Raw genomic sequence first — 24344 nt, forward strand, 5'->3', positions numbered from 1 at the left:
CGCACCACGAGAACTCATCGCCGTTCCGGCACCGGTATCGGCGTCGGCATCGACAGAGCGATATCGGAATCGATATCGGAGGCGCACGGATGCGGCGACGGCGGTGCGACGAGCGCGAGAACGGGCAGGGCTGACGCAGCGGGAGCTCGCCCACGCGTCTGGCGTGTCCCAGCCCGACATCGCGGCGATCGAGGCGGGGCGACGCTCGCCTCGGCCGGTCACGCTGGAGAGGCTGCTGGCTGCCGCGCAGATCAGACCGTCGGTCGCGCTCGATCGGCACCGGGCCGCGGTTCGTCGTCTCGTCGCCGCCCGTCGCGGTCATGACCCGCGCGTCTTCGGTTCCGTGGCGCGCGGGACCGATCGACCGGGCTCGGACGTCGACCTCCTCGTGACGATGGAGAGGGGTGCGTCCGCCTGGGACCTCACGGGCCTCGAGCTGGATCTCGAGGAGCTCCTGGGCGTCCATGTGGACGTCGTGCCCGACGACGGTATCTCCCGGACTCTTCAGCGTGCGCGCGCCGAGGCGGTCCCGCTGTGAGCGCGCTCGACGACGAGCAGCAGGATCGCGTCGACCGTGCGCTCGCCGACCTCGCATCCTTCGGGCGGTCCGCGCACCGCATCGTCCAGCGTGGGGAGGCCGCGTTCCTCGACTCGGAGGACGACCTGCTGCGCCGGGCTGGACGTTCGGTGATCGTCGACGTGTCCGCGGTGGCGGACCGGCTTCCCGACGCCTTCGCAGCACGGTATCCGAACGTCCCGTGGCGCGAGATCAGGGCGACGCGGAACCGGACCGCCCACGAGTACGACGGCGTCAGCGACCAGATCGTCTGGGAGACGCTGCGGACCCACCTGCCCGACCTGCTCCGGACGCTGGGTGTCGAGCGACCGGAACCGGGACGCGGCCCGGCGTCGTCCAAGGCCTTGCCGTCGTAGCCTGCCGGGGTGGACGTAGCGGTGGTGGGGGCGACGGGAGACGTCGGCCGGCAGGTGTGCACGCAGATCGTCGAGCGACGCGTGCTCCCGCCGACGGCGCGGCTCCAGCTCGTGGGACGCGCGGGCGGGGCGTCGGGCCGGGCCGTGCACGGGCTGCGCGCGGACCTGGTCGACGCGTACGACGAGCACGCGCCGCTGCTCGACGTCGCGCACTCCCCCGAGGACGTCACGGCCGACGTGATCGTCGTCGCCGCGGGACTGACGCCTCCGGCCCGGACGGGCGCGGACCCCGACCGCCGCGTCCTCGCCGCCACGAACGGCGCCGTGCTCGCCGAGTACGCCGACGCGATCGCGCGGCACGGCTCGGGGCACGAGGTGGTCGTCGTCGTGACGAACCCCGTGGAGCTCGGCGTGGCGGTCATGGCGGAGCGGCTCGGGCGGCACCGCGTGCTCGGGATGGGCGCGTGGCTCGACACCCTGCGGTTCCGGCGCGAGCTCGCGGTCGAGCTCGGCGTGCGGCGGCACCGCGTCGGCGGGTTCGTCGCGGGCCAGCACGGCGAGGACGCCGTGCCGCTCTGGTCGACGGTCCGGGTGAGCGGGCTCGACGCCGACGAGCGCGCGCGGGCCGTCGCGACGCTGCGCCGGGGCCGCACGCTCGACGCGCTGCCCGCGGAGATCGCGGCCGCGAAGGACGAGCTCGCGCGCGTCGCCGCCGACGACATGGGCGCGGCGTTCGACCTCATCGACACGTGGCCCGCCGACCTGCGGCTCGTCACGCGCCCATGGATGACGCACCAGTCCGGCGCCAAGACGCCCGCCGGGACGGCCAGCGCGACCGTCGACCTGCTCGAGGTGATCCTCGACGGACGCGAGATCGTCGTCGCCGGGCAGGTCGCCCTCGACGGCGAGCTCGACGGGAGGCTCACGGGACCCGACGGCGCCCCGCACCGCGGCGTGCTCGGCGTCCCGGTGGTCCTCGGCCCGGGCGGGTGGACGCGGGTGCTCCTCGACGACCCGCCCGACGACGAGGCGCGCCGCCTCACGCACGCGGCAGACGGCATCGAGCGGATGGTCGCCGCGAGCACGGTGCCGCGGGACGACCGGCCGGCCGGCCGGGAGAGGGCGCGGACCGGAGCGCCCGTCCCGGGTGCGTCGACCGCGACCGGCGACCGGGCGCCGTCGGGCCGGGGCGGTGCGGAGGCCGCGTGGGTCGCGACCGTGCACGGCCTCGACCAGCCGGGCACGCTCACCGCGCTGACGGGGGTGTTCTCGACGCGCGGGGTCAGCTTCGACTCGCTCGCGACGGAGCCGGTGGGCGACGACGGCCCGGCCGGTCGTATCGTCGTGACCTTCCGCGCGACGCCGCGCCGCACGCGGGCCCTCGAGCGCGCGGTCCGGCGCCTCGCGACGGTCCGGTCCGTCGTGGTCGAGCCCGCGCCGGGTGCCGAGATCTCACAGGGTGGCCCCGCGCGCTGAGCGACCCCGGTAACGAGGTCGCTCCCGGGCGGGAACGCGGTCGAAACCGCCGCTTCCTAGCGTGGGACGCGCCGTCGGGCACTCCCCTGCCGCGACGCCGCCCCAGAGACCGGAGCCGCCATGTCCTACGTCAAGCCCGCCGAGCTCGTCCCGACGATCATCGACGCCGGCGCCAACAAGGTCCTGCTGTCCACGCGCGACACGCTCGTGCGCTCGACGATGGGCGGCGCGATCCTCGCGATCGCCGCCGCGTTCGCGGTGACGGTCACGGTCACCACGGGCCACGCGATCCTCGGCGCCGTCCTCTTCCCGGTCGGGTTCATCCTGCTGTACCTGCTCGGGTACGACCTGCTCACCGGCATGTTCGTCCTCGCCCCGCTGGCCTGGCTCGACAGGCGGCCCGGCGTCACGCTGCGCGGCGTCCTGCGCAACTGGGGCCTGGTGTTCGTCGGGAACTTCCTCGGCGCGTTCGCCGTCGCCGTGATGATGGCGATCGTCGTCACCTACGGGTTCGACACCCCGCCCAACGAGGTCGGCCAGGCGATCGGGCACATCGGCGAGGGCCGCACGGTCGGGTACGCGGAGCACGGGGCGTCGGGCATGCTCACGCTGTTCGTGCGCGGCATGCTGTGCAACTGGATGGTCTCCATGGGCGTCATCGGCGCGATGCTCGCGAAGGACGTGCCCGGCAAGGCGATCGCGATGTGGATGCCCGTGATGCTCTTCTTCTTCATGGCGTTCGAGCACTCGATCGTCAACATGTTCCTGTTCCCGTCCGGGCTGCTGCTCGGGGGCGAGTTCACGATCATGGACTACCTCGTCTGGAACGAGATCCCCACGGTGCTCGGCAACCTCGTCGGCGGCCTGCTCCTCACCGGACTCCCGCTCTACCTCACCTACGGCCGCCCGGCGTCGCGCCGCTCGGCCCAGGAGCCCCAGCCGGGCCCGACGGCGGAGCGCGAGCTCGTCTCCGAGCCCGCCTGACCCACGGCCGGGTCAGCGCCGGCGGTCGACCTGGCGGCGCACGGCGCGGGTCCCGACGACGAGACCCCCGAGCGTGAGGGCGAGCGTCAACCCGGCCGCGACGAGGACGAGGGCGAGGCCCGCGTCGTCGCCGACGAGGAGCAGCACCGGGGCCGCTGCGACGAGCACCCAGCCGGCGGCCTCGCTCAGCGGTCGGGCCGCCCGGTGGGCGGTCCGCCAGGCCTCGTCGCTCGCGAGCGTCGTCGCGGTGCGGATCCCGGCGACCTGGTTGCGTCCCACGCGCCCGGACGCGGTCGCCCGGGCGCACCAGACGAGCAGGAGACCCGCGCCCGCGAGCACGAGCAGGAGCACGACGTCGGCCCAGGTGTCGGCGGTCACGGCACCCACCCTGCCACGACCGCTCCGGTACGGACGGGTTCGCAGGGAGCGCGGAGACGTTCCGGACGTCGCGACGGCGGGAGGCGCCCGCCCGGTATGATCGAGCGCACAACTGCAGTAGCCGCCCGAACCACGACGGGAGAGCTCGGCACCTGGTCTCAGCGGACCGGCGCCGGCGCCGAAGGAGCAAACCCTCCCCGGGAATCTCTCAGGCCCCCGTACCGTCGAGGTGAGGCAACTCTGGAAAGCGGCCGCGCGCTCGTCGGACCTCCGGCGGCCTCGGCCCACCGACGGTGCAAGTCGGCGCGCCCCGGCCCTCACGGGCATGGCGGACCGGCAAAACTCTCAGGTCGACGCGTGCGTCCGATGACAGAGCGGGGAGGGACCCGCCGCCGTCCCCTCCACCGGGAGTCCCTCGTGACCCAGCCGTCCTTCGACCCCAGCTCACGGCACAACGCCGCGACCGGCGCGTTCGCGCCGCGCCACCTCGGCCCGCGCGGGCGCGAGGTGGGCGCCATGCTCGACCAGCTCGGCTACGTTTCGCTCGACGCGCTCGTCGACGCGGCCGTCCCGGCGTCGATCCGCACCGACCGCCCTCTCGACCTCCCGGCGGCGCGCACCGAGACCGAGGTGCTGGACCACCTGCGCGCGCTGGCCGCCAAGAACGTCGTCAAGACGCAGATGATCGGGCTCGGCTACTACGGCACCGTCACTCCCCCGGTGATCCGCCGCAACGTCCTCGAGTCCCCCGCCTGGTACACGGCGTACACCCCGTACCAGCCGGAGATCTCGCAGGGCCGTCTGGAGGCTCTCCTCAACTTCCAGCAGGTCGTCGAGGACCTCACGGGCCTGGACGTCGCGAACGCGTCGCTCCTCGACGAGGCCACTGCGGTCGCCGAGGCCGTCGCGCTCATGTGGCGCGCGTCGCGCGCGAAGAGCGGCTACGTGGTCCTCGACGCCGACCTCTTCCCGCAGACGCTCGCGGTCACGCTCGGTCGCGCGCACGCCGTCGGCCTGCCCGTCGTGGTCGCGGACCTGTCGGGTGGCCTGGAGGCCGGCCTCGCCGCGGCGCGTCTTGCGGGGGCCTTTCCCGCCGGGGTGGACGACGACGCGCAGCTCGTGGGCGTCGTCGTCCAGCAGTCGGGGGCGTCGGGGCGCGTCGTCGACTGGCGTCCGGTGGTCGCGGAGGCCAAGGACGCGGGCGCGCTCGTCACCGTGGCGAGCGACCTGCTGGCCCTGACGCTGCTGGTCTCGCCCGGCGAGCTCGGCGCCGACGTGTCGGTGGGCTCTGCCCAGCGGTTCGGCGTCCCGCTGTTCTACGGCGGCCCGCACGCCGCGTTCATGGCGGTGCGCAAGGGCCTCGAGCGCTCGCTGCCCGGCCGCCTCGTGGGCGTCTCGATCGACGCCGACGGCGACACCGCCTACCGCCTCGCGCTCCAGACCCGCGAGCAGCACATCCGCCGCGAGAAGGCGACGAGCAACATCTGCACCGCGCAGGCGCTCCTCGCCATCGTGGCGTCGATGTACGCCGTCTACCACGGCCCCGACGGTCTCCGGGCGATCGCCGAGCGCACGCACGCGCACGCCACGACCGTCGCGGACTCCCTGCGCGCGGGCGGCGTCACCGTCGAGCACGACACCTTCTTCGACACCGTCCGCACCTTCGTCCCCGGCCGCGCGGACGCGGTCGTCGCCGCCGCGGCGGCCGCGGGGGTGAACCTGTACAACCCTGATGCCGACCATGTACAGATCGCCTGCGACGAGACGACGACCTCCGCGACTCTCGCCACAGTGCTACAGGCCTTCGGCCTCACGGACCAGGCCTCTACCTCGTCGGACCAGGCCTCTACCTCGCGAGGTCGAGGCGTGGTCACGAGCGGTGGTGAGGCGGACGGCGCGGTCGCTTCGCTCGCCGGAACCGACCGTGGGCTCCCGACGTGGGCACGACGCGCGACGGAGTACCTCCAGCACCCGATCTTCCACCTGCACCGCTCCGAGACCTCGATGCTGCGCTACCTGCGCCGGCTCTCGGACAAGGACCTGGCGCTGGACCGGACGATGATCCCGCTGGGCTCGTGCACCATGAAGCTCAACGCCACGGCGGAGATAGAGGCGATCTCCTGGCCGGAGTTCGCGGACCTCCACCCGTTCGTGCCTGCTGACCAGGCGCTCGGCTACGCGGAGCTCATCGGCGGCCTGGAGTCCGCGCTGGCGGAGATCACGGGGTACGCGGGGGTCTCGGTGCAGCCGAACGCGGGGTCGCAGGGCGAGTTCGCGGGCCTGCTGGCGATCCGCGACTACCACGTGTCGCGCGGCGAGACCGAGCGCGACGTCTGCCTCATCCCGGCGTCGGCGCACGGGACGAACGCGGCGTCGGCGGCTCTGGCGGGTCTGCGGGTCGACGTGGTGAGGACGGCCGAGAGCGGCGAGGTGGACCTCGACGACCTGCGCGCCAAGCTCGCCGACCACGGTCCCCGGGTCGCCGCGATCATGATCACGTACCCGTCGACGCACGGCGTCTACGAGGAGCACGTGCGCGAGGTCTGCGACCTCGTACATGAAGCCGGTGGTCAGGTGTACATCGACGGCGCCAACCTCAACGCGCTCGTCGGCCTCGCGCGCCCGGGCGAGTTCGGCGGCGACGTGTCGCACCTGAACCTGCACAAGACGTTCTGCATCCCGCACGGCGGGGGAGGGCCCGGCGTCGGCCCGGTCGCCGTCGCCGAGCACCTCGTCCCGTTCCTCCCCGGCGACCCGCTCGCGCCGGGAGCGGCCACCCCCGTCTCGGCGACGCGGTACGGCTCGGCCGGGATCCTGCCGATCTCGTACGCGTACGTCGCGCTCATGGGTCCGGACGGGCTGACGGAGGCGACGAAGACGGCGGTGCTCACGGCGAACTACGTCGCGAGCCGCCTCGCCGACCACTACCCGGTGCTGTACACCGGGCCGAACGGCCTGGTCGCGCACGAGTGCATCCTCGACCTGCGCCCGATCACGGCCGAGACCGGCGTGACGGCGGAGGACGTCGCCAAGCGCCTCATGGACTACGGGTTCCACGCGCCGACGCTGTCGTTCCCGGTCGCGGGCACGCTCATGGTCGAGCCGACCGAGAGCGAGGACCTGGCGGAGCTCGACCGGTTCGTCGACGCCCTCGTCGCGATCCGCGGCGAGATCGACGCCGTCGCGTCGGGCCGCTGGGCCGTCGAGGAGTCCCCGCTGCGCGGTGCGCCGCACACGGCGGCGGCGCTCGTCGCGGAGACGTGGGACAAGCCGTACTCGCGCGAGCTCGCGGCATACCCGGTCGCGAGCCTGCGGTCCGGCAAGTACTGGCCGCCGGTGCGCCGCATCGACGGCGCGCGGGGCGACCGCAACCTCGTGTGCTCGTGCCCGCCCCTGGAGTCCTACGTGACGGGAGACCTCGCATGACCGACAGCACGGAGCAGCAGACCAGCGGGCCCGGCGGGCCGACCGAGAAGCACAGCCCGCTGCACGACGAGCACGTCGCGCTGGGCGCGAACCTCACGAGCTTCGGCGGCTGGCTCATGCCGCTGCGCTACACGTCCGACCTCGCCGAGCACCGTGCGGTCCGGGAGGCCGCGGGCCTGTTCGACCTGTCGCACATGGGCGAGATCGAGGTCGCCGGACCGCAGGCGGCGGCCGCGCTGGACCACGCGCTCGTGGGCGACCTCAGCGCGGTGGTGCCCGGGCGGGCGCGCTACACGATGATCTGCCAGGAGGACGGGGCGGTCCTGGACGACCTCGTCGTGTACCGGCTGGACGAGGAGCGGTTCCTCGTCGTCGCGAACGCGGGGAACGCGGACCTCGTCGCGCGCGAGCTCGCGACCCGTGCCGCGGGCTTCGACGCCACGGTCGACGACCAGGGTGCGCGGACGGCGCTCGTCGCGGTGCAGGGCCCTCGCGCCGAGGAGATCGTCGTGGGCCTGACGGACGAGGCGGAACCTGCCGCCGAGACGGTGCGCGCGATGAAGTACTACGCAGCCGCCCCCCTCGCGCTGCGGACCGCCGCCGGCCCGGTGGAGGCGCTCGTCGCGCGCACCGGGTACACGGGCGAGGACGGCTTCGAGCTGTTCGTGCCGGCCGACCGCGCCACGGACCTGTGGCGCACGGTGCTCGCCGCCGGTGCGCCGCTGGGTCTCGTGCCGGCCGGCCTCTCCGCGCGCGACTCGCTGCGGCTCGAGGCGGGGATGCCGTTGTACGGGCACGAGCTCGACACCACGACGACCCCGTACGAGGCGGGCCTCGGACGCGTGGTGAAGCTCGACAAGGTCGCCGCCGACGGCACGCCGCTCGAGTTCGTCGGTCGGGCCGCGCTCGCGGCGCGCCGGGCGTCCGCGCCCGCGCGCGTGCTCGTCGGCCTCAAGGGCCTGGGGCGCCGTCCCGCCCGGGCGGGGTACGCCGTCGTGCTCACCGACGCCGAGCCCGGGGGAGCGGTGGGGGAGTCCGCGCGCCGGGTCGGCACCGTGACCTCGGGGGCGCCCTCGCCGACGCTGGGCCACCCGATCGCGCTCGCGTACGTGACGCCGGAGCTCTCGGCGGAGGGCACCGAGCTCGCCGTCGACGTGCGCGGCCGCGCGGAGCCCGTGGTGGTCGTGCCGCTCCCGTTCTACCGTCGTCCCCAGCAGTCCTGACCCGCCCCAGCCGTCCCAGAGCTCGAAGGAGAACCCCATGACCGAGGCCCAGTTCCCGGCCCACCTGCAGTACACGGCGGAGCACGAGTGGATCGACGGTTCGGACCCGGCCGTCGTCGGCATCACGGCGACGGCCGCCGAGGCGCTCGGTGACATCGTCTACCTGGAGCTGCCGGAGGTGGGCTCCGAGGTGACGGCGGGCAGCGTCATCGGCGAGGTGGAGTCCACCAAGTCGGTGTCGGAGCTCTTCTCGCCCGTCACGGGCACCGTCGTGGAGGTGAACCATGCCGCGATCGACGACCCGGCGGTCGTGAACTCCGACCCGTACACCGACGGCTGGCTGTTCAAGGTGGACGTCGTGGAGACGGGCGACCTGCTCACCCCGGACCAGTACGCAGCGCACGTCGGGAACTGATCTGGTCGACAAAGTGTGACGCAGATCACACCTCTCAATCGGCGTCGGACGGCGTGTGGAGTCCTTCCACCGCGTCGTCCGACGCCGGTTCCGTCTCCCCGGAAAACCACCCTGACCTGCGAAGACCAGCCCGCGCGCGACGCGCCCGACCGGCTTGTGACGTGCGGTCAGATCTCGGGGTGAAAAGTCGCGTCATGAACGGGACCTTGGTCCATCTCTTCTTGTAGCAACACACCGGAACTCGCCACGTGGGGATGACGTGACCGGAGAGCATCTGGAGGAGAACATGAGCACCATCGAGCTGGTCCGCCCTGCGGCGGCCCCGTCGGAGCTGGTCGCCACGCCGATCGCTCCGCTGACCCGCCGCGAGCGGGTCGTCCTGTCGAACCTGTCTGAGGACGTCACGCTCGAGCAGATCGCCACCAAGCTCTTCGTCACGCGCAACACGGTGAAGTCCCAGGTCCGCAGTCTCTACCGCAAGCTCGGGGTCTCGACGCGCGCCGAGGCCGTGGCGTGGGCGCGGGCGGCCGGCCTGCGCTGACGAACGGCCCGGCGCTCCCGCCTGGCCGCGGGCGTGACCGCGTCACCCGCGCGACACGACGTCGTGCGACACTCCGCGTATGACTCTGCGCAGACTGGTGGTGGCCGCGGCGATCGTCGACGATCTCGTCGCTCCGCGGCTCCTGCTCAGCGCGCGCCGGTCACGACCGTCGCACCTCGCAGGTCGCTGGGAGTTCCCCGGGGGCAAGGTCGACCCCGGGGAGACGCCGACGCAGGCGCTGCACCGCGAGCTGCGTGAGGAGCTGGGCGTCGCCGTCGAGCTCGGTGACGAGCTCGTGGGGCCCGACCACGGGACGTGGATCATCACCGACCGTCACGTCATGCGCCTGTGGTTCGCGCGCATCACCGCGGGGGAGCCGCAGCCGCTCGTGGAGCACGACGAGCTGACCTGGCTCGACGCCGGGAGCTGGCTGACCGTGCCGTGGCTGGACGCGGACGTGCGGATCGTCGAGGCGCTCGCGCGCCAGGTCGCGGCCGAGGCGGTCTGACGCGGCACCCCGTGCCGGCGTCGTGAGGTGCCGTCAGTCGCCGTCGATGACCGGCATCGCGGCAAGCCGGCGTTCGACCTCGCGCCGCGGCCGCAGCCGGACGACGAGCACGTCCGGGGCGTCTCGCGGGATCTCCGCCGGTACGACGTGCGCCACAGGCGAGCGACGACGTCGTCGTCCTGTCCGCGGAGAAGCATCGGCCGACCCTGGCCACCACCCCGTCCGTGAGTGCACGAGAGAGCCGCGGCCGAATCGATCCGACCGCGACTCTCTCATGCGCTCAGCGGGGTGGGGTCAGCCGGCCGGCTGGACCCACGGGGATGGGGCCGGGGGAGCGACGACCGGGGGCCGGTCGGTGCAGCTCGGCGCGTTCGGCACGAACCGGCCGAGCCAGTTGACCGTGCCCGGCTCCCACGGGCTGAGCGACGTGCCGTCGTTGCCGCCGAGGTCGGTGAGCGTGAACTCGGTGCCGCCGTCCGGGAAGTTGAACGCTCCGCAGTTGTTCACGCCCGCCCAGCCGACGTTGCGCGCGTCGACGTTCTCGAACGACGCGCCGCCACGCACACGGGCGCTCACCACGGACGTCCCGGTGCCGTCGACCCGCACGTCCTTGAACGCGACGCCCTCGATCGCGACCTGGTCCTTCACCCCCCAGTCGGAGACCAGCATGATCGCGTTGTAGGTGCTGTCGAGGTAGTGGTCGCCAGTGACCCGGACGTCGGCGTCGATGTCGCGGTCGAGCGCGTAGAACCAGATCGCACCGAGCCCGATGTTCCAGTTGAGCTCGTAGGTGCCCGCGCGCACCGCGGTGTTGTCGGTGAGGTCGAGCCGCCCCGCGAACGGCTCGGCGCCGAACCGCGACCCGACGTGCAGCCCACTGCCCTCGCGCACCGGGTCGGCGACGAGGTTCGCGCGCACCGTGGTGTCCGTGCCGCCGTAGACCGCGATGCCGTTGGCGAGGGTGTTCGACTGGATCGTGTTGTTCTCGAACACGTTGCCGGAGTTCTGCAGCTTCTCCGACCACAGGGCGAGGCCGTCGTCGCCGGTGTTCCGGACGAAGACGTTCCGCACGACCGAGTTCGTCACGCCCCCGTGGAAGTTCAGGGCGTCGGCGATCTGGTCGACGACGACGGTGTTCTCCACGCGCAGGTCGTCCATCGGTCCGTCGAACCACAAGCCGACCTTGGTGTGCTGGATGTACAGGCCGGAGATCGACGACGCGCTCAGCGCCCCGCCGACGCCGTTCACCTGGTCGGTGTCGATGCGCTCGCGCACGTCCCCGACGATCGCGAAGTCGCGCAGGTGCACGTTCGTGCTCCCGCCCTCGTCGGCGTACTTCCCGTAGAACCCGACCCCGGTGTGCACGGACCCGTCGGGGGCGGGCGCGTCGAGCGCGACCTCCTTGCCCCGGAAGATCGTGTACCAGCTGCCGGCGCCCTGGATCGTCACGTCGTCGACGACGACGTGACGGTTCACCTGGTAGACGCCCGGCGGGACGTACACCTCGAGGCGGTGCTTCCTGGCGAACGCGATCGCCTTGTCGAGCGCGTCGGCGGAGTCGCGTCGGCCGGTGGGGTCCGCCCCGAAGAGCAGCGCGTTCGCCGCGAGCAGGCGTACCTTCGGCGGCGCGACCTTCTCGGAGTCGAGCAGGTCGACGACGGTCCACTCCGCGGCTCCGCGCGTGGGCACCGTGAGGCGGACGACGTCGCCCTTCTTGTAGGTCTTCCCGAGCAGGAGCCGCTGCTCGTCGTAGAACTTCATGGGGCGGAACGGCTTCTCGAACGTCGGGGTCGGCGAGGTCTCCGCGGGGACGCACGCGCACTCGGTGACCCACCAGCCGGGCTGGAGGAGGTCCGCCGTGGGGTCGTTGGTGAACGGGTACTGGTTGTACAGGTAGGAGTATGCCGACGTGAGCGTCATACGCCGGTCGAGGCCGACCTTCTTGCCCTGGCGCAGGACCGACACGTCGAGCGGCGACGTGATCCCGCCGCCCGTGGGGGAGTCGGGGATCGAGTACCTGACCGTGATCGCGTTCGCGTCCGCGGGGAGGGTGAACTCCACCTTCTGCCCCGCCGTGAGCCGGACGGCCGAGCGACCCGATGCCTCGGCCTCGATCGTGTAGGCGTCGCGCCCTGGACCGATCACGGTCCCCGTCGTCACGGCGTTCTCCGCCTCCTGCTCGAGGAACGGCACGGCGGCCCCGCGGCCCTCGACGAGTGCAGGGTCGACGGCGGCCCGTGTCACCACGGCCGGGGCCGGCGGCTGGGGCTTGCCGTGGGCGAGGGCCGCCGACGCGGTGCCCGCCACGAGCGTGAGAGCGACCGCCGTCGCGGCCGCGACGCGAGCGCGACGGCGGCGCGCCGAGGGGTGGTTCGTGCTGCGAATCATCGTTGACCCGTCTTCTCTCGGGAGGCGTCCGCCTCCGTGCTCACCGGAGGGCGTGCTGACCTTCCGGCCCGCTGCGCGGTCGCACCTCCGCGCAGGGTCGTCTCGTGCCGAACACTAGAGCGCCGTCGAGGCGAACACAAGGCTCTGTAATGATATTGCGCTCGATAGTCCATTTTTTGCGTGCGCAGTCCGCGCCTGCCGGTCGACGGAGCGCGAGCCGTGGACACCGGTTGAGCACGCGTCTACCCTGGGTAGACGAACTGCTCCGCCATGGTAGAAGGGTGTCCGATGAGCCTCAACATCAAGAACGAGCGCACCCACGCGCTGGTGCGCCGGCTGGCGGAGACCACGGGCCAGTCGCAGACGAGCGCGATCGAGGAGGCGGTCCAGCACCGTCTCGACGAGGTGCTCGAGTCCCGGTCGAGGGGCGACGAGGCCGTCGCGGCCCGACGCGCCGAGATCGCCCGGCTCCTCGACGAGATCCGCGTCGACCTCGACGTCGACAGCGTCCGTGCCGCCGAGGCGTCCCTCTACGACGAGAGCGGTCTCCCTCGGTGATCGTCGACACCTCGGCGATCGTCGCGGTCGTCCTGGGCGAGCCGGGTGCCGACACGCTCTCCGAGATCCTGCTCGCCGCCAGCCGTCCGCGTATGGCCGCACCGACCCTCGTCGAGCTCTACGCCGTCCTGGACAACCGGTCGTCCCCAGCACAACGTCGCCGGCTCGACGCCCTCCTCGAGCTGTACGGGATCGAGATCGAGCCGTTCACGGCCGAGCACGCCGAGATCGCCCGCGAGGCCTACCGGGAGTTCGGCCGGGGGAGCGGACACCCCGCGCGGCTCAACCTCGGGGACTGCTTCGCGTACGCGCTGGCTGCCGCGACGCGCGACCGGCTCCTCTTCGTGGGCGACGACTTCTCGCGCACCGACCTGCGCCCCGCGCACGAGGCCGCACCGCCGGCCTGAGCCGCCACCGCGCGCCGGGCGCCGACGACGGCCGACGCGCGGAGCGGCCCCGTGCCCGGTACGTTCGCGGCGTGAGCCGCCTCGGAGCCAGGATGCGCGCGTCGGTCGCCGCCGCGGGGGAGAGGGTCCCGCCGTGGGCGTCCGTGACGCTCGGGGTCGTGTGCGCGCTCGTCGGCGCGGTGCTCGTCCTGCGCCCGTTCGCGTCGCTCGCGCTCCTGGTGGTCGCGGTCGTCGTGGGTGCCGTCGTCCTCGGCGTCACGGAGCTCGTCGCCGGTCGGTCGCCCGACCGGGGCGACGAGACCGGCCCCGGCGCACCGCAGTCCCCGCGCTGGCCGCACGTCGCGCGCGGCCTTGTGTTCCTGGCGCTCGCGGTCGCGGTCGTCCTGTGGCCGGCTCCGTCGATCGTCGTCGTCGCGGTCCTCGTGGGCGTCGGGCTCGTCGTCGCGGGTGTGCTGGACGGGTTCGAAGGACTGCGGTCGACCGGCGCCGACCGCTGGACGCGCCTGGCGCTCGGTGCGGCCTCGGTGGTGCTGGGCGTGCTGGCCCTCGTGTGGCCCGACGTCACGGTGCTCGTCGTCGCCGTGGTCTTCGGCGTCCGCGTCGTGGTCCTCGGCGTGCGCCTCGTCGTCTCCGGGGTCCGCCGTGCTCGCGCGCAGGCGGGACCGTCCGGCGCCACGTACGGCGCCGTGCCCGTCGGCGCGGGCGGCGCGCTCGCCGCGCGCGAGCCGTCCGAGCCCCGGCGCCACGGCCGGGTCGCGCTCGTCGGGGCGGTCCTCGCCGTCGTCGCGGCCGGAGCGCTCGCCGCCGTCAGCGTCGGCCTGCACCGCGCGGCGCGGCAGGTCGACGCGTTCTACGACCCGCCCGCGTCCCTCCCGGCCGAGCCCGGTCGCCTCGTGCGGGCAGAGCCGTTCACGCGGAAGATCCCCGACGGCGCGACCGCGTGGCGCATCCTCTACACGACCACCCGCGACGAGGGCGAGCCTGTCGTGGCGAGCGGGATCGTCGTCGTGCCGGACGCCCTCGAGGGCGACGCCGCGCCGCCCGTGGTCGCGTGGGCCCACGGCACGACGGGCTCCGCGCGCGGCTGCGCGCCGTCGGTCCTCGACGAGCCGTTCGAGTCCGGCGCGTTCTTCCTGCTCGACGACGTCCTCGCGCACGGCTGGGCGCTCGTCGCCACGGACTACGTCGGCCTGGGGACCGACGGACCCCACCCGTACCTCGTCGGCCAGGGCGAGGCGCGGTCCGTCCTCGATGCCGTCCGCGCCGCGCGCGAGCTCGACGGCGCGACGCTCGGCGAGCAGACCGTCGTCTGGGGCCACTCGCAGGGCGGACACGCCGCACTGTGGACCGGGGCCGTCGCCCCGGAGTACGCGCCCGACGTCCCTCTCGCCGGCGTCGCCGCGCTCGCGCCCGCGAGCGACCTCACCGGCCTCGTCCCCCACCTGGAGAACGTCGCGGGCGGCAGCGTGTTCGCGTCGTTCGTCGTCGAGGCGTACGACGCGATCTACCCGGACAGCGACGCGGCCGGGTACGTCCGTCCCGGGGCGCGGTTCGTCGTGCGGGAGATGGCGTCGCGCTGCCTGTCCGAGCCGAGCACGCTCGTCTCGGTCGCCGAGGCGTTGTCGATGGACCAGCCGCTGTGGACGACCGACCCGACGACGGGCCCGCTGGGCGAGCGCCTGGCCGAGAACGTGCCGACGGGTCCGGTCGCCGCGCCGCTGCTCGTCGCCCAGGGAGCGTCCGACACGCTGATCCTCCCCACCGCGCAGGACGCGTACGTCGGCGCGCGGTGCGCCGCCGGACAACCGGTCGACTACCGCACGTACCCGGGGCGCGACCACGTCGGGCTCGTGCAGGCCGACTCCCCGCTCGCCCCGGACCTCGTGCGGTGGACCGAGGCGCGCCTCGCGGGCGAGCCACCGACCCCCACGTGCGCCGCGGGGTGACCCGACCTCAGGGGGCGACCAGGCCGCCGTCGGGCGCGCGGACGCCCGCGGCCCACGCGTCGTGGCCGGCGAGGTCCGCCGGGTAGCGGGCCGCGGCGCGCTCGTCGAGGTCGACGCCGAAGCCCGCCGCGTCGTGCGGGCGCAGCCACCCGTCGACGATCCGCAGCGTGCCGGGGAAGACCTCGTGCACGGCGTCCGAGTACACGTGGCCCTCCTGGATGCCGAACGCGGTCGACGTGACGTCGAGCGCGACGTTCGCCGCGGCACCCACCGGTGACGTGTCGCCCGGCGCGTGCCAGGCCGTGCGCACCCCGACCATCTCGGCCGCCGTCGCGATCGCCCGGCCCGCGCTGAGGCCGCCGATCGCGCTGATGTGGCACCGGATCAGGTCGACGCCGCCGCCGAGGACGAGCCGCGCGGCGTCGGGGAAGGACGTCGCGAGCTCGCCCACCGCGATCGGCACGGGTGAGGCGGCGCGCACCTCCGGGAGGCGGTCCCAGTGCTCGGGTGCGAGGACGTCCTCGAGGAAGAACGGGCGATACGGCTCGAGCGCCCGGGCGAGCATGACGGCCTGCTTGGGCGTGAGGCGCGAGTGGACGTCGTGCAGCAGCTCGACCTGCTCGCCCAGCGCCTCGCGCGCCGCCGCGAAGAGCCGCGGCGTGCGGCGCAGGTACTCCTCGACGCTCCACCCGTGGGGGTGGGGCGCCGCGGGGTAGCCGGGCTCGGGGTCCGCGGCGGTGCCGTAGTGCCCGAGGCCCGGCTGGCCGGTCTGGATGCGCACGTGCCGCCACCCGGCGTCGACGATCCGCGCCGCGTCGTCGACGGTCTCCTCGACGGTCCGCCCGCTCGCGTGGAGGTACGTGTCGGCCGCGTCGCGGACCTTGCCGCCGAGCAGCTCGTGCACCGGCATGCCCGCGCGCTTGCCGGCGATGTCCCACAGTGCCATGTCGAGGCCGGAGATCGCGTTGTTCCCCACGGGCCCCTCGCGCCAGTAGGGCGCGAGCCGCGCGAGGCGCACGAGGTCCCCGATGTCGCCGGGGTAGCGGCCGACGACGATCCGCTCGAGGTGGCGCTCCACGTACGCGGCCACGGCGTGCCACCGCTGCGTGTACGTCGCGCACCCGAGCCCGTACAGGCCGGGCACGTTCGTGTCGACGCGCACGACGACGAGCGGGATGCCGTCCGGCGCGGTGACGATCGCGCGCACGCCGGTGATGCGCGTGCCGTCGCGCGCGGGCCAGGGGTTCGCAAACGCCGGGTCCACGGGGTCGACGGTGGGCAGCGGCGTGGGCGGGGCGTCGGTCACGGAGACTCCGGGGTGGGACGGGCGTCGGGACGGTGGATCGAGTGCCGTGGGCGGAAGCCGAGCAGCTCGCGCGCGCGGCGCGTGTCGACGAGGCCGTCGCGCGGCCCGATCGCGCGGGTGAGCGGCACGTCGGGGGCGAACCGGGCAAGGAGGTCGGGCGTCGGGGCGTCGAGGAGCGTGTCGTCCGCGGCGAGCCCGACGACGTGCGCGCCCGCCAGGTCGGCCGTCAGCCCGGCCTCGATCGCCCGGACGGCGTCGCGCAGGTCCAGGTAGGCCCAGCCCTCGCGCGCCATGACGCGCGGGTCGCGTGCGACGGCCGTCGCGTTCTCCCGGAGCCCCGCGGCGTCCCGGACGAAGGGGAAGCGGAGCGCGACGACGTCGATGCCCCACCGCCGCCACGCGGCCCGGGCCGCGGCCTCGTCCGCCTGCTTCGAGAGCGAGTACGCGTCGGCGACGTCGGCGGGCACGTCCTCGTCGAGCGGGTAGTAGGCGGGCCGGACGTCGTGCGGGTTCATGGGCACACCGAAGGCGTTGATGCTGCTCGCGATCACCGCACGCCGCACGCCCCGCTCGCCCGCGAGCGAGAGCACCGCCCAGGTCGCGGTCGTGTTGGTCGCGTACACCTCGAGCGGGGTGCCCAGGTCCGGGTGCGGGATCGCCGCGAGGTGCACGACGGCGTCCGCGCCGGCGAGCCCGCGGCTCACGTCCTCCGCGCGGCGGGCGTCGCCGACGACGAGCCGGTCGGCGGGGCACGGGTGCTCGAACGCGGTGGACAGTGCGGTGACCTCGTACCCGCGGTCGAGGAGGTGGCGCACCGTCGCGCGGCCGATGCCGCCGTCGGCACCGGTGACGAGGATGCGCGTCATGGCCTCACCCTACGTCGCCGTCACGGGTGGTCGTCACGTTCTTGCGGTCCGCTTGTCGAGGTCTTGCTCTCGGGCGGGGCGGCGCCCGCTCGTGCGCGGAGCATGCTCGCGACGTCCGCGAGCGTGCTGCCCACCGCGCGCGGCGCGCGCTCGGGGCGGAGGTAGCGCGCGTCGTCGTCCGGGTCGTCGGCCTCGTCGGGCGCCACGTCCGCGCCGGTCCAGGCTCTCGGGGTGTCGGGCGGGACGGGTGCCGCCGTCGTGCCCGGCACCACGCGGGCGCCGCCCGCGCGCCATGCGAGCGTCGCGTCGACGAGGCGCCGGTACACGCCCGCGTCGAGCGGGTCGCGGAGCCACGCGTCCGCCGCCTCGGCGACGTGCCGCGCAAGCCGCGCGTCCTGGTCGGTCATGCGGTCCTCCTCCCGCGCCGGTGCCTTGAGGGGCGAGCCTAGACCCGGCCGGTCGTCGCCACCGGACGGGCCCCGCTCGGAGCGGCGGGTGCCGTCGACCGGCTCGCGGGCGACGACGGGACGCGCACCTCGTGGCGGACCTGCGTCGGATCGAGGTCGCGGGGGCTCGGCGCAGGGCCGGTCGGGTGCGGTCCGGCTCGACGGCTGCCGCGCCCGACGACGAGGGTCAGGGTGTCGGGAGCCTGCTGTCGTCGGTCGCGTTCGTGAGGAAGAGGGCGCTGAGCTCGATCGCCTCGTTCCTCGTCGAGCATCCGAGCTTGCGGTAGAGGGACTTGAGCTGCGACTTGATCGTGTTCGGCGAGACGTGGAACTGGGCAGCCAGCTCGGCGACGGTGCGATGGAGGGGGAGCGCGTACAGCACGCGCCGCTCGCTCTCCGTCAGCGCCGACCGGTTGGGCACGTCGCGCAGCTCGAGGCCGTCGACCGAGCGGTCGAACTGGAGTGCCGAGTGTTCGCCCAGGCGGTCCCGGACCGCGTCGACGAGCTGCCGCGGCGTCGACGCGATCAGCCGACGGATGTCGCCCGTGCTCGCGGCACGAGCGACGGCCAGCGCGGTGTGGTGGCTGACCCTCCCGTTGTGGGCCTGCTCGAGCCATGCCGAGAGCACCACGTGCTCGGCACGCAGACGAGGGCCGAGCGGCGAGTCGCCGGCAAGCCGCCGGAGTGCCTTCGTCGCGGCGTCGAGGCGGCCCAGGTGCAGGTCCACCCGGACGGCGGCGAGCCTGGTCATCGGACCGCACCGGGACCGGTCCTCGGCCAGGCGGCGCGCGGTGACCTCGTCGCCCATCGCGAGCAACGCCTCGATCGACACGGCCGCGACGATGTCGTTCGCGATCGAACCGTGCTGACGCGGATGAGACTCCTGAGCGAGCTCGGCCACCTCGATCGCCTCGCTCGGCCGGTGCTGGGCGACGAGCGCGCGTGCACGGGCGAGGAGCGCGAACGGCCACGTCATCTCCACGCTGTGGTAAGGCTCGAGCCGCGCGAGCCGCAAGTCCATGTCCGCGCTCATCCGGTCGACGGCGATGAGGGCCTCGGCGGTGGCCTCGGTCGCGTGCGTCGACCTCTCGTGCGCCGGGGTGGGGCCGGGCTTGTGCGAGCCCTCGTCGAGCGCCGTGCGCGCGTCGTCCAGCGATCCGCGCAGCGCGTGGGCGAGGGCGAGCCGGCTCAACGCGAACCGCTCGGCATCCGGCTGGATCGAGTGCCGGCCGAGCTCTCTGGCCGTCGCGAACTCCAGGAGCGCCCGGCGTGAGTCGCCGGCCAGGAGGTACGTCGAGCCGACCTGGACGTGCGCGAACCAGAGGGGCCCGTCGGTCCGCTGGTGCCACTCGGCATCGACGTTCGCGAACCGCTCCGCGAGACGCTGGGCGCAGACCACCGCCGCCGCGACGTCCCCGCTGAGGCGGAACGCGAGCATCTGGGCGAGGGCGAGGAAGTCGAACTCCTCCGGGCTCAGGGTCCGCGCCTCGTCGGGATCGATGAGCGGCTTGAACGGGCGGTGCGTCCGGGCGAGGAGGGGTGTCATCGGATGGACGATGCGGAGCGCGAGGTACCGCTCGAGCATCGTGGCCGGCAGCCCTTCGATCGTCCGGACGAGCAGGTCGTAGTGCGAGCTGTAGAGCGGCCAGAGGTTGGTCATCGCCGCCGCCGCGATCGCCTCGGACGACCCCGAGTCGACCGCCTGCTCGAGCGCGGCGAGCGCCGCGTCGGGGTCGTTGAGGTTCACGAAGCCCCCCGCCCGGCGTCGGCGGCAGCTGCTTCCCCGGATCTGCCCCGCCAGGTCTCCGCGCACCGCGGCGGACGTCTCCCCCCGCTGTCGAGAACGTCGTTCGACATCGTCCGTCAAACCTCCAGATCGGCCGCTCCGGGCCGCAGGTCGGTCAATCCGGATCCAGTCGTATCACGGGACCCGCAGATCAGCATGCCCAAGAAGAGGAATGACGGGTGAAAGCGCGGGTGAAAGGCCGGGTGGCGCACCGTATGAGGGGGAGGGGGAAATTGCGGACTCGACGTCCGGTGTGCAAGTAGTGCTGGTTAGCATCGCCGCATGAGCGCATCCACGACGGCAACCCAGCGAATGATTATTCGGAATGTCCGAGTTTTCGACGGCGTGAGCGAAAAGACGCTCGACAATGCGGACGTACTGGTCGAGGGCCAGCACGTCGTCGCCGTCTCGTCGTCACCCGTCGGGGGCCACGAGACCGACGGCGTCATCGAGATCGACGGCGCGGGGAAGTTCCTCATGCCCGGCATGAGCGACGCGCACGCGCATTTGATGGGCAACGCCAACACCATGATGGATTTCGTCCAAGGGCCGACCGGGACGTTGTACGGCAACACCATCGCGGAGGCGCGGCGCATGCTCCTGCGCGGGTTCACGACGGTGCGCGACATGGGGGGTGACACGGCGCCGGTGAAGGCGCTCATCGACCGTGGCGTCTTCGAGGGCCCGCGCATCTTCCCGAGCCAGGCGATGATCTCCCAGACGTCGGGGCACGCGGACTTCGCGTTCGTCTACGACGTGCCCCAGGAGTTCGGCGGTCGACCGAGCCGCACCGACGATCTCCACTTCACGCGCGTCGCCAACGGCGTGCCCCATGTCCTCGCCGCGGTGCGCGAGCAGCTGCGGCAGGGAGCGAGCCAGATCAAGCTCACCCTCGGCGGCGGAGCGGCCTCGATGTACGACCCGCTGAGCACGCTGCAGTACACCCCGGAAGAGATCCGCGCCGCCGTGCAGGCGGCGTCCGACTACGGGACCTACGTCGCCACGCACGTGTACACCGTCGACGGCATCCGGCGTGCGATCGACGCCGGCGTCCGTTCCATCGAGCACGGTCACCTGGCCGACGAGGCCACGATCCGCCTCGTGGGAGAGACCGGGACGTGGCTCTCGATGCAGCCGTTCGCTGAGCCGGACCACCACTACCCCGACCCGGCGCGCGCCGCGAAGAACGCGCAGATCTGCACGGGGACGGAGCAGGTGTACGAGTGGGCGAAGAAGTACGGCGTCAAGACCGCGTGGGGGACCGATCTTCTCCTGGAGCCGCAGTCGGCGTCCCGGCAGAGCGTCATGGCGGCGCGCATGAGCGAGTTCTACAGCAACGTCGAGGCGCTGAGGATGCTGACGTCCGGGAACGCGGAGCTGTTCGAGCTCGCGGGGGAACGGAACACGTACCGTGCCGGAAAGCTGGGCGTCATTGCCGAGGGGGCGTGGGCCGACCTCGTGCTGGTCGACGGTGACCCGCTCGCCGATCTTTCCGTGATCGCCGACCCCGACGCGAACTTCAAGCTCATCGTCAAGGGGGGAAAGGTCGTCAAGAACACGCTTTGACCGCGTCGGAGGTGACCTCGGAGAAATCGGGGTGACCGAAACCAGAGCGGACGTCGGGGCCGTGGGGAATGCGGCGGGAACGCACCGGGCGAGCACGTTCGAGACGCCTTCGTCCGGGCGACGCTCGCCGGCGTCGCCATGACGGCCTCCACCGGGACGGCACGCCGCGACCGTCCACCCACGACCGACCACCCACCGAGCATCAGGAGGACAGCATGACCGTCAACACCACGAAGGCCCGCCAGACGACGAACGTCGACCCCACGCTGAGCGTCAACCCGGTCTTCGTGCGGCCCGGAGAGGCGACGGAGTTCGACAAGTTCACGATGCCCGGGGGCCCGAGCCTTCCGGAGACGGCGTACCAGATCGTGCACGACGAGGCGATCCTCGACGGGAACTCCCGCCTGAACCTGGCGACGTTCGTGTCCACGTGGATGGACGACTACGCGCTCAAGCTCTACAGCGAGTCGGCCGACAAGAACATGATCGACAAGGACGAGTACCCGGCGACGGCAGCGATCGAGGACCGCTGCTGGCGGATCCTCGCCGATCTCTGGCACGTGCCCGACCCCGCCGACACCATCGGGACCTCCGCGATCGGCTCCTCCGAGGCCTGCATGCTCGGCGGGCTGGCGCTCAAGCGTCTCTGGCAGGAGAAGCGCAGGGCCGAAGGGAAGTCGACCGAGCGGCCGAACCTCATCATGTCCGCCGCGGTGCAGGTCGTCTGGGAGAAGTTCTGCAACTACTGGGACGTCGAACCCCGGTACGTGCCCGTCACGCCCGACCACCTGGTGCTCGACGGTTACGACCTCGAGGACTACGTGGACGAGAACACGATCGGCGTGGTCGCCATCCTGGGCCAGACCTTCACCGGGCTCTACGACCCGGTCGAGACGATCGCGAAGAAGCTCGACGAGATCGAGGCGAAGACCGGGCTCGACGTCAAGATCCACGTCGACGGGGCCTCCGGTGCGATGGTGGCGCCGTTCTGCCAGCCGGACCTCGTCTGGGACTTCCAGATCGACCGCGTGAACTCGATCAGCACGTCGGGCCACAAGTACGGCCTCGTGTACCCCGGAGTCGGATGGGTGGTCTGGCGCAGCACGGCGGTGCTTCCCGAGAGCATGATCTTCCACGTCAGCTACCTCGGCGGCGACATGCCGACCCTCGCGCTGAACTTCTCCCGGCCGGGCGCACAGGTCCTGCTGCAGTACTACCAGTTCCTGCGCCTCGGTCGGGAGGGTTACCGCGAGGTCCAGCAGAACTCGATCGACGTCGCCACCTATCTCTCGAGCGGGATCGCCGACATCGGACCGTTCGAGCTCGTGAGCAAGGGCGACACCATCCCGGTGTTCGCCTGGGTGCTCAAGGACGGTTACACGGACAAGTGGACCCTGTACGACCTTGCCGACCGGCTCCGGATGAAGGGCTGGCTCGTCCCGGCGTACCCGATGGCGGACGACATGGCCGACGTCGTCCTGCAGCGCATCGTCGTCAAGGTCGGGCTCAGCCGTGACCTGGCCTCGGCGCTCCTGGCCGACATCAAGGGCGAGGTCCAGTTCCTCGACGCGCTCGACGCGCCGCTCCCGCGGGAGGCCTCGAGCGGGTCGCACTTCCACCACTGAGCCGGCACCGCGGGGCGAGGGCGGTCTCGCCGCCCTCGCCCCGCGGCCGTCCCGTCCACCCGTCCCGCCGGCCCACCGAGGGGAGCCGCCGCCATGAGCGAAGCGGTCATGACCGCGTCCGTCCGGCCACGGCCGTTCCTGGTCCCCACCCTGACGAAGCAGTGCTGGGGGTTCATGATCGGTTCGTCGTTGTTCGCGATCGGCTCGGCACCGGGGTTCGGGTCGTGGGCGGGGTCCTCCGTCGCGAACCTCCTCTACTTCGTCGGGGCGATCTTCTTCACCGCGGCCGGGCTCGCCCAGCTCCTCCTCAGCGGGGCGGTGAGCGTCCCGGTGAGCTACGCGCCCGGGCGCATGGTGCGGGCCGAGTGGCTGACCGCGTCGACCCAGTCCTTCGGCACGATCATGTTCAACGTCAGCACGACCGCCGCGCTGTACGCGAGGACGCGCCACGCCGAGACCGAGTACGTGTGGAACCCGGACGCGGCCGGGTCCCTGGCGTTCCTCGTGAGCGCCAACCTCGCGTTCGTCGCCTACGCACGGGTGAGCGGGACGTTGTGGGACCCCCGGCGGATCGGATGGTGGTCGGTGGTCGTCAACTTCGTCGGGTGCGTCGCCTTCGCGGTCTCCGCCGTCGGGGCGTTCGTCCTCCCGGACGGGTCGGCGATCAGCAGCTCGCTCGCGAACGGCGGGACCTTCGTGGGCGCGCTCTGCTTCTTCGTCGCGTCGTTGGTCGTCCTGCCGTGGTGGAGCCGCCGGCGCGCGACCCAGGCGGCCCCTGCCGACGCCGGGCGCGACGGGAGCCCCGGCACGGGGCCGGCGGACGGCGACTGAGCCGGGAGACCGGCGCGACCCACACCTCTCGACCGACCCTGGGACGGGCACGTGCTCACAGTTCTCGCAGACCTGCTGACGATCGGCGTCGCCGTGGCGATCAGCCCGCTCGCGATCGTCGCCGTGATCCTCATGGCCACGTCCGGCAAGGGGCGCACCAACGGCACCGCGTTCGTGCTCGGCTGCTACACGTTCGCGATCGTGTTCATCGGTCTGCTCGTGCTCCTGGGCCGGTCGAGCGGGACCGACGAGGCGGGCTCCGAACCGCACTACACCGTCGACGCCCTCGAGATCGCGCTCGGGCTGGTGCTCGTGGCGCTCGCGGTCGTGCAGTGGCGGAAGCGGTCGTCGACCCAGACGCCGAGGTGGATGGAGAGCATCGACCAGCTCACGCTGATGAAGGCCTTCCTCATCGGCGTGCTCATCTCCGGTCCGCTCTCGCCCAAGGACCTGCCGCTGCTCGTCGCCGCCGGAGGACGGATCTCGCAGGCCTCGCTCGCCGTGGCCGAGGTCGTCGCCGTGATCCTCGTCTTCGGGCTCCTCGGCATCACGGCGGTGGCGATCCCCTGGGTGCTCAGCGTCGTGGCCCCCGGCCAGGTCGAGAAGAAGCTCGCCGGGCCACGGGACTGGCTCGTCGCGAACCACGCGGTGATCATGACGGTGCTGTTCGTGATCCTGGGGGCCAAGCTCATCGGCTCCGGCGTCTCCGACCTGACGACCGCGGGAGGGGCGTGA

22 protein-coding genes and 1 riboswitch are annotated in these 24344 nt (G+C 72.8%); of the genes, 16 read left to right on the plus strand and 6 right to left on the minus strand.

Going from position 1 to position 24344, the window contains the following annotated elements:
- The first annotated feature begins 103 nt into the window (after nt 1–103).
- From JN535_RS00680 to JN535_RS00695, 4 genes are all read left to right on the plus strand, one after another.
- On the plus strand, nt 104–538 hold the full coding sequence (locus JN535_RS00680; RefSeq protein ID WP_205201060.1) for a nucleotidyltransferase domain-containing protein: 435 nt from the start codon (nt 104–106) through the stop codon (nt 536–538).
- Nucleotides 535–933, plus strand: coding sequence for a HepT-like ribonuclease domain-containing protein (locus JN535_RS00685; protein ID WP_205201061.1), 399 nt, complete (start codon nt 535–537; stop codon nt 931–933). Before JN535_RS00680 ends, JN535_RS00685 begins: the two co-directional genes overlap by 4 nt.
- A gap of 9 nt (nt 934–942) precedes the next feature.
- The gene (locus tag JN535_RS00690; RefSeq protein ID WP_205201063.1) at nt 943–2409 is read left to right on the plus strand and encodes a lactate/malate family dehydrogenase; all 1467 of its coding nucleotides are present in this window, start codon (nt 943–945) and stop codon (nt 2407–2409) included.
- 120 nt (nt 2410–2529) lie between these two features.
- On the plus strand, nt 2530–3393 hold the full coding sequence (locus JN535_RS00695) for a formate/nitrite transporter family protein (RefSeq protein WP_205201065.1): 864 nt from the start codon (nt 2530–2532) through the stop codon (nt 3391–3393).
- Between the two features lie 12 nt (nt 3394–3405).
- Here JN535_RS00695 and JN535_RS00700 read toward each other — a convergent pair whose 3' ends face one another.
- Nucleotides 3406–3771: an SdpI family protein gene (locus tag JN535_RS00700; protein ID WP_205201067.1), complete on the minus strand. Its 366-nt coding sequence runs from the start codon at nt 3769–3771 to the stop codon at nt 3406–3408.
- A 126-nt stretch (nt 3772–3897) separates the two neighbouring features.
- A riboswitch (glycine riboswitch) is annotated at nt 3898–4005 on the plus strand.
- Between the two features lie 132 nt (nt 4006–4137).
- On the opposite strand from JN535_RS00700, the gene gcvP reads away from it, so the two are divergent.
- The 5 genes from gcvP to JN535_RS00725 all read left to right on the plus strand — a co-directional run bounded on the left by gcvP (nt 4138) and on the right by JN535_RS00725 (nt 9884).
- Complete coding sequence (gcvP, locus tag JN535_RS00705) at nt 4138–7197, plus strand: aminomethyl-transferring glycine dehydrogenase (RefSeq protein WP_205201069.1); 3060 nt, start codon at nt 4138–4140, stop codon at nt 7195–7197.
- Nucleotides 7194–8420 (plus strand): glycine cleavage system aminomethyltransferase GcvT, encoded by a 1227-nt coding sequence (gcvT, locus tag JN535_RS00710; RefSeq protein WP_205201070.1) that lies wholly within the window; start codon nt 7194–7196, stop codon nt 8418–8420. Before gcvP ends, gcvT begins: the two co-directional genes overlap by 4 nt.
- A gap of 37 nt (nt 8421–8457) precedes the next feature.
- Nucleotides 8458–8835, plus strand: coding sequence for a glycine cleavage system protein GcvH (gene gcvH, locus JN535_RS00715; RefSeq protein WP_205201072.1), 378 nt, complete (start codon nt 8458–8460; stop codon nt 8833–8835).
- Nucleotides 8836–9121: 286 nt separating this feature from the next.
- On the plus strand, nt 9122–9376 hold the full coding sequence (locus JN535_RS00720) for a helix-turn-helix domain-containing protein (RefSeq protein ID WP_205201073.1): 255 nt from the start codon (nt 9122–9124) through the stop codon (nt 9374–9376).
- A 79-nt stretch (nt 9377–9455) separates the two neighbouring features.
- Entirely contained in the window at nt 9456–9884 is a 429-nt protein-coding gene (locus JN535_RS00725) for a (deoxy)nucleoside triphosphate pyrophosphohydrolase (RefSeq protein WP_205201075.1), read from the plus strand.
- Between the two features lie 294 nt (nt 9885–10178).
- On the opposite strand, the gene JN535_RS00730 is transcribed toward JN535_RS00725, so the two are convergent.
- Complete coding sequence (locus JN535_RS00730; protein WP_205201077.1) at nt 10179–12272, minus strand: glycosyl hydrolase family 28-related protein; 2094 nt, start codon at nt 12270–12272, stop codon at nt 10179–10181.
- A gap of 288 nt (nt 12273–12560) precedes the next feature.
- On the opposite strand from JN535_RS00730, the gene JN535_RS00735 reads away from it, so the two are divergent.
- The 3 genes from JN535_RS00735 to JN535_RS00745 all read left to right on the plus strand — a co-directional run bounded on the left by JN535_RS00735 (nt 12561) and on the right by JN535_RS00745 (nt 15183).
- Nucleotides 12561–12830 (plus strand): type II toxin-antitoxin system VapB family antitoxin, encoded by a 270-nt coding sequence (locus tag JN535_RS00735; RefSeq protein ID WP_205201079.1) that lies wholly within the window; start codon nt 12561–12563, stop codon nt 12828–12830.
- On the plus strand, nt 12827–13237 hold the full coding sequence (locus JN535_RS00740; protein ID WP_205201081.1) for a type II toxin-antitoxin system VapC family toxin: 411 nt from the start codon (nt 12827–12829) through the stop codon (nt 13235–13237). The genes JN535_RS00735 and JN535_RS00740 overlap by 4 nt, the downstream gene beginning before the upstream one ends.
- Before the next feature lie 71 nt (nt 13238–13308).
- Entirely contained in the window at nt 13309–15183 is a 1875-nt protein-coding gene (locus tag JN535_RS00745) for a lipase family protein (RefSeq protein ID WP_307868025.1), read from the plus strand.
- A gap of 7 nt (nt 15184–15190) precedes the next feature.
- Here JN535_RS00745 and JN535_RS00750 read toward each other — a convergent pair whose 3' ends face one another.
- The 4 genes from JN535_RS00750 to JN535_RS21365 all read right to left on the minus strand — a co-directional run bounded on the left by JN535_RS00750 (nt 15191) and on the right by JN535_RS21365 (nt 19548).
- Nucleotides 15191–16489 (minus strand): enolase C-terminal domain-like protein, encoded by a 1299-nt coding sequence (locus tag JN535_RS00750; protein WP_307868026.1) that lies wholly within the window; start codon nt 16487–16489, stop codon nt 15191–15193.
- Nucleotides 16486–17355, minus strand: coding sequence for an NAD-dependent epimerase/dehydratase family protein (locus JN535_RS00755; protein WP_205201082.1), 870 nt, complete (start codon nt 17353–17355; stop codon nt 16486–16488). Before JN535_RS00755 ends, JN535_RS00750 begins: the two co-directional genes overlap by 4 nt.
- A gap of 20 nt (nt 17356–17375) precedes the next feature.
- On the minus strand, nt 17376–17762 hold the full coding sequence (locus JN535_RS00760) for a hypothetical protein (RefSeq protein WP_205201084.1): 387 nt from the start codon (nt 17760–17762) through the stop codon (nt 17376–17378).
- 226 nt (nt 17763–17988) lie between these two features.
- Nucleotides 17989–19548 carry a LuxR C-terminal-related transcriptional regulator gene (locus JN535_RS21365; RefSeq protein WP_205201085.1) on the minus strand — a complete coding sequence of 520 codons (1560 nt, stop codon included), beginning with the start codon at nt 19546–19548 and terminating at the stop codon, nt 17989–17991.
- Nucleotides 19549–19932: 384 nt separating this feature from the next.
- Between JN535_RS21365 and JN535_RS00770 the strand changes: the two genes are divergently transcribed.
- The 4 genes from JN535_RS00770 to JN535_RS00785 all read left to right on the plus strand — a co-directional run bounded on the left by JN535_RS00770 (nt 19933) and on the right by JN535_RS00785 (nt 24344).
- Nucleotides 19933–21153 (plus strand): metal-dependent hydrolase family protein, encoded by a 1221-nt coding sequence (locus tag JN535_RS00770; protein WP_205201087.1) that lies wholly within the window; start codon nt 19933–19935, stop codon nt 21151–21153.
- A gap of 215 nt (nt 21154–21368) precedes the next feature.
- Nucleotides 21369–22778, plus strand: a complete 1410-nt coding sequence (locus JN535_RS00775; RefSeq protein ID WP_205201088.1) for a glutamate decarboxylase — start codon at nt 21369–21371, stop codon at nt 22776–22778.
- Between the two features lie 93 nt (nt 22779–22871).
- Nucleotides 22872–23609 (plus strand): hypothetical protein, encoded by a 738-nt coding sequence (locus tag JN535_RS00780; RefSeq protein WP_205201090.1) that lies wholly within the window; start codon nt 22872–22874, stop codon nt 23607–23609.
- A 51-nt stretch (nt 23610–23660) separates the two neighbouring features.
- Nucleotides 23661–24344, plus strand: a complete 684-nt coding sequence (locus JN535_RS00785; protein ID WP_205201092.1) for a GAP family protein — start codon at nt 23661–23663, stop codon at nt 24342–24344.

Source organism: Cellulosimicrobium cellulans (genome assembly GCF_016921195.1).
Classification (GTDB): domain Bacteria; phylum Actinomycetota; class Actinomycetes; order Actinomycetales; family Cellulomonadaceae; genus Cellulosimicrobium; species Cellulosimicrobium cellulans_F.